Source organism: Holdemanella porci, assembly GCF_019052655.1.
In the GTDB taxonomy this organism is placed as follows: Bacteria; Bacillota_I; Bacilli_A; order Erysipelotrichales; family Erysipelotrichaceae; genus Holdemanella; species Holdemanella hominis.
In genome coordinates, this window is sequence record NZ_JAHQVB010000017.1 from 22,808 (window position 1) to 33,228 (window position 10,421).

Here is a 10,421-nt window from a genome sequence, read left to right on the forward strand (position 1 = left end):
ATATTTTATGTGATTTTTTTGATATAATACACTAGTTAGAGTGGAGGGTCTTGATGTTTTTAAAACGTATTGAATTACAAGGCTTTAAAAGCTTTGCAGATAAAACAGTGATTCAATTTGATCAAGATATTACAGGCATTGTAGGACCAAACGGATGTGGTAAAAGTAATGTGAATGATGCCATTCGTTGGGTGCTAGGTGAACAGAGTGTTAAATCACTTCGTTCAGGTACTAATATGTCAGATATTATCTTCTCAGGAAGTGAATATAGAAAACCTGTAAACATGGCACGCGTTACATTGGTATTTGACAATTCAACACGTGTTTTTGATTCGGATTTTGATGAAATCGAAATAACACGACAAATTTTACGTGCCAATAATGAAGCAAGTTATTTTATAAATAAAACACCATGCCGATTAAAAGATATTAATGATTTAGTCATGGATACAGGATTAGGCAAAGATTCCTTAAGTATAATTACGCAGGGAAATATTTCTTCTTTTGCGGATGCAAAGCCAGAAGATAGACGTTCTTTATTTGAGGAGGCTGCGGGTGTCGCAAAGTATAAAAAGAGAAAAAAGGTGTCATTGTCTAAATTAGAGCAGACAAAAGAAAATCTAGATCGTTTGCAGGATATTCTAGATGAGCTTGAAAGACAAATTGGACCTTTGGAAAAACAAGCTAAAAAGGCAGAAAAATATATTTCTTTAAGAGATAAACTATCTAAAATTGAAATTAGTGTATTGGTTGAGGATATTGATCAATATAATGATAAAATCAATCAGATCAATAAAGAATTGTTTGATATCCAAGCTATGCATACATCAGAAAATGCGGAGCTTTTAAAGCAGGAAAATCGCTTAGAAAGCATTCGAAAAGAAATGTATGCTCTAGATAAACAAATCAATGAGCTGCAAGGAAAATACACAAAGGCGATGGAAGAAAATTATCAGCTTGAAAGACGTAAAATCGAGCAGGATGAAAAGCGAAAGTATATGTTGCAGGTAGCGGATAAACAAGCTCGTCAAAAAGAATTGCAGGCTATGCTTGAAGAAGCACGATTCGAATATCAGGATCGTCATCAACGTTTGATGCAGACGCAACAAGATTTAAATAACCGTCGTAATATTGTGAATGATTTGAAAACAAAAATTTCTAAGGCTCGTTATGAATCGGATCAGGCAAACAATATCTTGATACAGCTACAAAATCGTAGACAAGTATTGGAAAATATGATGAAGCAGCCATTTGCTCATCAACAAGGTGTGCGTTCCGTAATGCAGGCAAAAAACTCTTTATCTGGCGTTTATGGAGTTGTCAGTGAATTGTTGATTGCACATACCGATAAAGCATTGGCGGTAAATGCAGCATTAGGTGGAAGTATCTATCAAATCATCACTAAAAATGAGGCAGATGCAAGAAATGCCATTTCATTCTTGAAACGAAACCGTAGTGGACGCGCAACTTTCTTACCATTAAGTGTATGTCATCCTAGAAAAATGAATGAACAAGTGATCACGGTTGCTTCAACAAGTCCAGGCTTTCTAGGCTTTGCGAGTGAATGTGTTGACTGTAAAGAGATCTTTGATCCCGTTAAAGAACGATTGCTTGGTAATGTGATTGTGGTGGATACATTGCAGAATGCGAATGAAACCGCGAAACGTTTACGTTATGCATATAAAATTGTTACACTAGACGGTGATATCGTACATACAGGTGGTAGTATGACGGGTGGTGTTACGAAGAATCAAAGTACACCGGTCACAATGCGTCAGGAATTAGAAACAATCAATTCAAAAATTGAAGGGCAAAAAATCAAAGCCGACAATTGTTTGGATGAAACAGAGATTCTTACGCAGAAACTTCAAAAAGAAAATGATGCGATTGTAACTTTACAGATTGAATTGGCTAAGCTAGAAAATATTTATGCGACTAAAAAGGCAAAATACGATTCAATTTTAGCTGAATATCAGGAGTTAGGTGTAGATATTGAAGATAGTGGTGAATTAGCACAAGATGATCTTGTTGTACAAATGTCTAAGATGCATGCCGTATTGGATTCATTGTCTTTAGAGATTCAAAGCTTGCGTCAGACTCGTTTTGATAAAGGAAATGAAGCAGAACAACTTGAAAATCAGATTCGTTTAGTTCGTAGAGAAATGAGTTCTAAACAATCGCAGATCCATAACTATGAAATGGAAGTTGTGAAAATCAAAACGCAGTTAGAGAACGCGTTGAATCGCTTAAGCACAGATTATGAAATGACATATGAGTATGCGTTAACTAAAAAAGAAGATGTCGAAATCGAAAGAGCTAAAGAAGAGGTTATTCAACTTCGTCAAGCCATTTCTCGTTTGGGAAATGTGAATTTGGATGCACCGAACGAATATAAAGAAGTCAAAGAACGTTTTGATTTTATGACAAGCCAAAAAGAAGATTTAGAAAAGGCAAGTCAACAAATATTGACAGCCATTGATGAGATGGACAAGACAATGATCAGTCAATTTACTGAGATGTTTAATAAAATTAATGCTGAACTAGATGGCGTATTCAAGGCTATGTTTGGTGGAGGACGTGCTAGTCTTTCCATGGTGGATCCAGAAGATGTATTGAATACGGGTATTGATATTGATGTTCAGCCTCCTGGAAAAATGGTTAAAAATATCCAGACATTCTCGGGTGGAGAAAAAGCTTTGATTGCGATTAGTGTATTGTTTGCGATATTGAAGGCTCGTACAATGCCTTTATGTATCTTTGATGAGGTAGAAGCAGCATTAGACCAGGCAAATGTTGAGCGTTTTGCTCGTTATTTATCTCATTATCGTGGTCAATCTCAATTTATTGCGGTAACACATAGACCAGGAACTATGGAACAGTGCGATACGTTATATGGGGTTACAATGCAAAAAGATGGTGTTAGTAAAGTGTTAAAAGTTCAATTGAAAGATGCAGTACATATAGCTAAGGAGGAAAAGTAATGTCGGTCTTTTCGAAAATAAAAGAAGCTTTCGTAAAAAGTGAAGATAAAGATAAATATTTATCAGGCCTTGATCGTTCAAAGAAAAGCTTTGGAGATCGTATGCGTGCTTTATCCAATAACTTTCATGGAATTGATGATGACCTATTAGAGCAAATTATGGTTATTCTACTTGAGAGTGATGTGGGTATTCATACAGCACAAAAAATTGTGGATGCGTTTGAATCAAATGGAAAACATGTTAAAGAATATGATTCCATGTTAGATTATTTGGTTTCAATTCTTTATGATTTCTATGATGAATCAAACGACGAACCAATTAAAATGAATGAAAAAGGTCCAACAGTTATTTTAATGGTTGGTGTAAATGGTAGTGGTAAGACAACTACAAGTGCAAAATTAATTCAATATTATAAGGAACAAGGTAAGAAAGTTGCGGTTGCTGCAGCCGACACATTCCGTGCTGGAGCCATTGATCAAATTGATACTTGGGCAACACGTTTAGGTGTTCATTGTGTTAAAGGAAAAATGAACCAAGACCCAAGTTCCGTATTAGTTGATGCTTGTCGTTATGCCAAAGAAAATGATGTTGATATTTTGATTTGCGATACAGCGGGTCGTTTACAAAATAAAACAAACTTGATGAATGAATTAAGTAAGATGCACCGTGTTGTACAAAGAGAAATTGAGGGAGCACCACAAGAAGTCTGGTTAGTTTTAGATGCGACAACAGGTCAAAACGGTATTTCACAGGCAAAAGTATTCTTGGAAGCAACTGATGTAACAGGTATCGTTTTAACGAAGATGGATGGTACGGCAAAAGGTGGAGTTGTACTCGCAATTCGTGATCTATTACACTTACCAGTTCGTTTCCTAGGTCTAGGAGAAAAGCCTGCTGATTTAAGACCATTTGATATCAATGCCTTCTTGATGGGAATCACAAAGGGTATGGAAGAATAATGATTTCAAAATTAGATGCGAATGATTTATTAGATGTGTATGGAGAATTGTTGACAGAACGTCAAAGAGAGATATTATCTCTTTACTATGAGGAAGATTTCTCTTATACTGAAATAAGTGAGGAACTAGAGATTTCTCGTGCAGCCGCGATGGATTCGGTACATCGAGCTACGAAATTACTGGAAAAATATGAAGCAGCGATTGGTTATGTTGCTAAGAAAAAATTATTGGATTCATGGATTCTACATCATGAAGATGTTGAACAAATCGAAATATTAAAAGAAATTTTTTAGGAGGATCAAAAAATGTCGATTGTTATGAGTGTTAATGCAGGAAGTTCGTCTTTGAAATTCCAAGTTTTCAAAATGCCAGAAGAAGAAGTTCTAGCTCAAGGAAACGTAGAACGTATTGGTTTAAACGATTCTATCTTTGGAATGAAAGCCAATGGAGAAAAAATTGAAGAGATCTTAGATATCAAAGATCATGCAGTAGCTGTAAAAAAATTAATGGAAGCATTAATTGAACACAAAGTTGTAAATAGTTTAGAAGATATCAAAGCGATTGGTCATCGTGTTGTTCATGGTGGAGAATATTTCTCTCATTCAGTACCTGTAGATGCTGATGTTGAAGCTAAAGTAGAAGAATTATGTGTATTAGCTCCATTACACAACCCAGCTGCATTAGTTGGATATCGTTCATTTAGAGATGCTTTACCAGAGTGTAAACACACATTCGTATTTGATACAGCATTCCACCAAAGTATGCCAGAAGAAAACTATATTTTCCCTCTTCCATATGAATATTATACTAACGATAAAGTACGTCGTTATGGTGCTCATGGAACAAGTCATGAATATTTGACAAAACGTTTGGCTGAGCTTCAAGGAAAAACACAAGAAGAAATGAATATCATCACTTGCCACTTAGGAAATGGCGCTAGTATTACAGCTGTTAAAAATGGTAAATCATATAAAACATCAATGGGATTCACACCTCTTGGAGGAATCATGATGGGAACTCGTTGTGGAGATATTGACCCTGCAATCGTTCCATTCTTAGAAAATAAATATGGATATACACCAGATGAAATGGATACAATCATGAATAAAAAATCGGGTATGTTAGGTGTAAGTGGAATCTCTAGTGATGGTCGAGACATTGAAGCAGCTATCAAAGAAGGAAACCCACGTGCTATTTTAACTCAAAACGTATATGTAAATCGTATTGTCGAAGTTGTATCAGGATACTACGGATTAATGGGTGGTGCTGATGCGATTGTTTTTGCGGGTGGTATCGGTGAAAATGACTGTGCAATGCGTCAAAGAATCTGTGATGGATTATCAGCATTTGGCGTTGTTGTAAAACCAGAAGACAACGATGGAGTTCGTGGCGTTGAAAAATTATTAAGTGCTCCTGAATCAAAAATGCAAGTTTGGTTATTGCCAACAAATGAAGAATTAGTCATTGCACGTGATGCTTACAAGGATTTGATGGCTAATGCCTAATGATATTTTAGAAAGCGTAAAAGATTTTAATACAATCACAATCTTTCGCCATGTTTTTGCTGACATGGATGCGATAGGATCACAATTTGGTTTAAAGTATTATTTAGAAAGTGCCTATCCGAATAAAAAAATCTATTGTTTAGGTAATGATTGTCCAGTTTCACAAAGAAACAACGTGCATATGGATGTTGTAGATGATGAAGTAGTAGCTTCCAGCTTAGCAATTGTTTTAGATACTTCAAATGCTGCACGCATTGATGATGACAGGTATCAATTGGCAAAAAAATCAATTCGTATTGATCATCACGTACAAGTAGAAACAATTTGTGATGAAGAATGGATTGATGATAAGGCAAGTGCCACATGTGAGTTATTAGCTTTGTATTTACAAGAAAAAAAGGCCAACATTCCTCTACAAAGTTCTCTGATGTTATATCTTGGATTAACAGCGGACAATATTCGTTTTACGACAAATAATGTTCGTCCAGCTACATTTGATGCCGCAAAATATTTATTTGAACAAGGTGTAGATGTCACAAAAGTGGAACAATTGAACTTTTCAAAATCCATGGAAGACTATAAATATGAAACTGTTGTACGTAATCATACAGTGTTTAAAAACAAGTTCCTTTATTCAATTCTAGAATGTGAAGATTATGAAGAATTTGGTTTAAGCTTTACAGATGCGAAAGACAAAGTCTATTGTTTAGCAGGTATCGATTGTGTTGAAATGTGGGCATTGTTTACGCGTATGGAAGATCGTGTACATTATAGTGCGTCTTTACGTTCAAGAAATATTCCAATTCGTGATGTTGCTATGGAATTTGGTGGCGGTGGTCACGAATGTGCAAGTGGAATCAAAAACTTAACACGTGATCAAGTCAATCAAATTATTGAAATTTTATCAAATCGAGAGGTAGCTTAATAAGCTATCTCTTTTTCTTATGGTATAATATTTTAGAAAGAAAGGTGGGATTTCATGGTTCACTTACATATGCGAAGTTCATACTCTTTACTTGAATCACCTATTCGTTTAGAAAATATGATTCTTCATCAAAAACAACTTGGATTCAACCATGTATGTTTGACCGATCATAATGTGATGTATGGAACGATGGAGTTCTATCAATTGTGCAAAAAGCACAATATACATCCGATTATTGGTTTAGAAGTTGATTCCATCTATAATGATGAGCCATTTCATTTTATTCTTCTAGCGAAGAATGATATGGGTCTACAGAATTTATATAAATTAAGTTCGATCATAAAAGAAAATGTATCTTTTGAAGAAGTTATAAAGTATGCCAAAGATTGTGTGGTATTAACTTCCAGCGACGGAAAAGATACATTCAGTGCATATATTGAACATCAAGATTTAGAAAAGTTAAATGCATTTGTAGAATTGTGTAAAAAATCTTTTTCAGATTTCTATATTTCTGTATCTATGAATGATTCGGGTAAAAAAAGAGCCGATAATCGTATTTTAAAACAACTTGATTGTAAACGTGTGGCTCTATCTCGAATTCTGTATGAGAATAGTGAAGACGTGAAATCTTTACAAATATTAAGGGCTATTGCCAAACAAACAAATATTGAAAATCAAGGTTTGGACGTACAATTTCAAAGATATTTAAGAAGTCCACAGGAAATGGAAGTGTTGTATGATGAAAGTGAATTGATCGCTACAGAAGAAATCGCAAGAATGTGCAATATTCAAATGGCTTTTCAAAAGTCCAAGCTTCCTGTATTTAAAAATAAACTTCAAATTGATTCGAGGGACTATTTGATTAAACTCTGTAAGAAGGGGTTAGAAAAACGTTTAAATGGGAATTTAAATCCTACCTATATCAAACGTTTAGAATATGAATTAAATGTCATAGTCACTATGGGATTTACCGATTATTTTTTGATTGTATGGGATTTTATTCGATATGCCAGAAGTCAAGACATATTTGTAGGTCCAGGGCGTGGTAGTGCAGCCGGTTCTTTAGTAGCTTATTGTTTAGGTATTACACATATTGATCCAATTCAGAATAATTTATTGTTTGAAAGATTTCTAAATCCATCACGTGTTTCCATGCCGGATATCGATACGGATTTTCCAGATGATAGAAGAGATGAAGTGATTCAGTATGTTCGTGAATTATATGGTTATGATCATGTCAGTCATATTGTGACTTTTAATACTTTGCAGGCAAGACAAGCCATTCGTGATGTAGGGCGTGTCATGAATATTCCGGCAAGAATCGTGGATGAACTTTCTAAGATGTTAAAGAATACACCTAAAATTACGTTGATGCAGGCCTATAATGAGAATGTTTTATTTCGAAAAAGGATTCAGTCAGATCAAAAATTAACTGAATTATTTAAGATGTGTGTAAACGTTGAAGGATTACCAAGACATACATCTTTACATGCGGCAGGAATTGTTCTTTCAGATCAGCCTATTGTGAATGTCTGTCCACTTGTCAGTGTCGATGGAGATATTCAGGCTACACAATTTACAGCGGAATATCAAGAAGATTTGGGCTTGATCAAAATGGATTTTTTGGGCATTCGTAATTTAACGACGATTCATGAGATTGTCACAAATCTAAAAGAACAAAAACATATTTCTTTGGATATGATGAAAATCAATTTAAAGGATGCGAAAACATATCAATTATTATCGTTTGGAAACACATTAGGTGTATTTCAATTGGAATCTAGTGGAATTACGTCTTTACTACAAAAGATACAACCCAACAAATTTGAAGATATCAGTGTTGTACTTGCTTTATATCGTCCTGGAGCGATGCAGCATATTGATACATATATTGAAAGAAAAAAGGATCCTTCAAAAGTCGTGTATCCTCATCCTTTACTAGAACCAATCTTAAAGGAAACCTATGGTATCATGATTTATCAGGAGCAAGTTATGCAGACAGCCCAAGTGATTGGTGGATTTAGCTTGGCACAAGCAGATACACTAAGAAAGGCTATGTCGAAAAAGAAATTGGATGTCATGCAGAATTTAAAAGAGCAATTCATTTTAGGAGCTCGAAAGAAGCGTATTAAGGATTCTGTTTCCAATGAGATATTTTCTATCATGGAACAATTTGCCGGTTATGGATTTAATAAATCACACAGTTATGCCTATAGCTTAGTAGCTTATCAAATGGCTTATTTAAAGGCAAACTATCCTTTATATTTCTATCAGAGCCTTTTAAATAGTGTCATTGGTTCAGGTATAAAAACATCACAATATATTTATGAATGTAAACGAAGAAATATCGTTGTGAATGGGTGTGATATTAATCATTCAAAGGCTTTCTATACGATTGAACAGAATTCAATTCGTATGCCACTACAAGTTTTAAAAGGTGTAGGGAAAACAATTTATCCAACGATTTTAGAACATGCACCATATGCAGATTTATTTGATTTTCTTGCCAAAGCAAGTATGTATAAGATCAATGAATCTACGATTCGAATTTTAATTGATGGCGGAGCATTGGATTGCTTTGGATATAATCGTGCAACTCTTAATGAGAATTTAAGAAAGCTGATTGATTATGTAAATATTGTGCGAATTGAAGATCCGAACAATTTACGTTTCGATTTTAGTATTGTCTCTCGTCCAGGTATTCAAAGAATCAAAGAGAATCCAATACAAAAAGCTCAAAAAGAGCAATATGTGTACGGTTTCTATGTGAGTGAACATCCTGTGCAGTCTTTACGTATGCACAACTATCCAAATTGTATACAATTGTTAAATGCAGTAAATAAAGATGGATATATGAGTATTTTAGTGCGTGTGGCATCTTTTAGAACACATAAGACAAAGAAAGGCGATTGGATGTGCTTTATGAGTGTTGAGGATGAAGCTGGTAAAATGGATGCGGTTATCATGCCTCGTTTGTATGAACAACAAAAAGAAAACATTCAAAAAGATCGTATTTGTCTGATTCAAGGAAAAAAGGATCGACCAACATCGATTGTAGTGAATAAAATAGAATGGATCGAGGTGTAAAAAAATGATCACAAAACGAAATGATTTATTGTCTAAAAAAGTGATTCAAAGCTTAAAAAACAGACATATGAATGGGTATTATGTGCATTCGAAACAAGAAGCTGTAGATTTGGCATTTGAAATTATGAAGCCGGGCTCAAGTGTAGGCTGGGGAGGCTCAGATACTTTAAATAAGATTGGTATCAAGGAAGAGCTTTATAAAAGAAATTTTAAAGTTATTGATCGAGATCAGGCAAAAGATGCCGAAGAAAAGTACAAGTTGGAAAGAGATTGTTTTTATGCAGACTACTATTTAATGAGTACCAATGCGATGACAGAAGATGGAATTTTAGTCAATATGGATGGGCATTGTAATCGTGTGTCATGTTTATGCTTTGGGCCTAGACATATCATAATGATTGTAGGTATGAATAAGGTGACAAAAGATTTAGATAGTGCAATTTCTAGATTAAGAAATGTGGCTGCACCCATTAATAATCAACGTTTTAGTGGAAACAGACCTTGTCAATTAACAGGTAGTTGTGCAAATTGTTTAGCCCAAGGCTGCATTTGTGACCAATTGGTTATCACAAGAAACAGCATGGAATCCGATCGTATTCATGTCATTTTAGTGGACGAAGTATTAGGATATTAGAATGAAATGGCTATACAATTTAGCCATTTTTTCATATGTGTATAATATTGGTGATGAATTTCTTGCATTATTTGTAGTTTCATGTTTTAATCTTTATGCGTAAAAAAATTATCCAGAGTTGAAGTAGAGAGTTAGCTCGTTGACTTCACGCCAACCTGACAATATGTTAAGGTGGTCCTGCTAACAGCGATAAGAAGTATAAAGATTTGTAACATACTTCTTAAAGTATGTTTTTTTTATGGATAAGCAAGAAAAGAGGAGACAAAATGAAAGACTATATTTTTACAAGTGAAAGTGTTACTGAAGGTCATCCAGATAAAATTTGTGACC

Annotated in this window: 8 protein-coding genes; all 8 read left to right on the top strand. The window is 34.6% G+C overall.

The features are described from left to right. Window positions 1-53: 53 nt before the first annotated feature. On the top strand, window positions 54-2,981 hold the full coding sequence (locus KTQ83_RS04845) for a chromosome segregation protein SMC (RefSeq protein WP_217256266.1): 2,928 nt from the start codon (window positions 54-56) through the stop codon (window positions 2,979-2,981). Beyond that, entirely contained in the window at window positions 2,981-3,940 is a 960-nt protein-coding gene (ftsY, locus tag KTQ83_RS04850) for a signal recognition particle-docking protein FtsY (RefSeq protein ID WP_217256267.1), read from the top strand. The genes KTQ83_RS04845 and ftsY overlap by 1 nt, the downstream gene beginning before the upstream one ends. Then, the gene (locus tag KTQ83_RS04855) at window positions 3,940-4,233 is read left to right on the top strand and encodes a sigma factor-like helix-turn-helix DNA-binding protein (RefSeq protein ID WP_117925376.1); all 294 of its coding nucleotides are present in this window, start codon (window positions 3,940-3,942) and stop codon (window positions 4,231-4,233) included. The genes ftsY and KTQ83_RS04855 overlap by 1 nt, the downstream gene beginning before the upstream one ends. A 12-nt stretch (window positions 4,234-4,245) precedes the next feature. Then, window positions 4,246-5,445 (top strand): acetate/propionate family kinase, encoded by a 1,200-nt coding sequence (locus tag KTQ83_RS04860; RefSeq protein ID WP_186998739.1) that lies wholly within the window; start codon window positions 4,246-4,248, stop codon window positions 5,443-5,445. After that, a complete protein-coding gene (locus KTQ83_RS04865) occupies window positions 5,438-6,370 on the top strand; it encodes a DHH family phosphoesterase (RefSeq protein WP_117925372.1) in 933 nt (310 codons plus the stop codon). Before KTQ83_RS04860 ends, KTQ83_RS04865 begins: the two co-directional genes overlap by 8 nt. 54 nt (window positions 6,371-6,424) lie before the next feature. Further along, a complete protein-coding gene (locus KTQ83_RS04870; protein ID WP_217256268.1) occupies window positions 6,425-9,457 on the top strand; it encodes a DNA polymerase III subunit alpha in 3,033 nt (1,010 codons plus the stop codon). Window positions 9,458-9,461: 4 nt separating this feature from the next. Next, window positions 9,462-10,091 (top strand): lactate utilization protein, encoded by a 630-nt coding sequence (locus KTQ83_RS04875; RefSeq protein ID WP_217256269.1) that lies wholly within the window; start codon window positions 9,462-9,464, stop codon window positions 10,089-10,091. A gap of 266 nt (window positions 10,092-10,357) precedes the next feature. Then, a partial coding sequence (locus KTQ83_RS04880) for an S-adenosylmethionine synthetase N-terminal domain-containing protein (RefSeq protein ID WP_217256270.1) occupies window positions 10,358-10,421 on the top strand: 64 nt, incomplete at its 3' end.

Bases quoted from the DNA above. Each gene is read 5' to 3' on its own strand.
- KTQ83_RS04845 (WP_217256266.1), top strand. From the start codon at position 54: ATGTTTTTAAAACGTATTGAATTACAAGGCTTTAAAAGCTTTGCAGAT.
- ftsY (WP_217256267.1), top strand. From the start codon at position 2,981: ATGTCGGTCTTTTCGAAAATAAAAGAAGCTTTCGTAAAAAGTGAAGAT.
- KTQ83_RS04855 (WP_117925376.1), top strand. From the start codon at position 3,940: ATGATTTCAAAATTAGATGCGAATGATTTATTAGATGTGTATGGAGAA.
- KTQ83_RS04860 (WP_186998739.1), top strand. From the start codon at position 4,246: ATGTCGATTGTTATGAGTGTTAATGCAGGAAGTTCGTCTTTGAAATTC.
- KTQ83_RS04865 (WP_117925372.1), top strand. From the start codon at position 5,438: ATGCCTAATGATATTTTAGAAAGCGTAAAAGATTTTAATACAATCACA.
- KTQ83_RS04870 (WP_217256268.1), top strand. From the start codon at position 6,425: ATGGTTCACTTACATATGCGAAGTTCATACTCTTTACTTGAATCACCT.
- KTQ83_RS04875 (WP_217256269.1), top strand. From the start codon at position 9,462: ATGATCACAAAACGAAATGATTTATTGTCTAAAAAAGTGATTCAAAGC.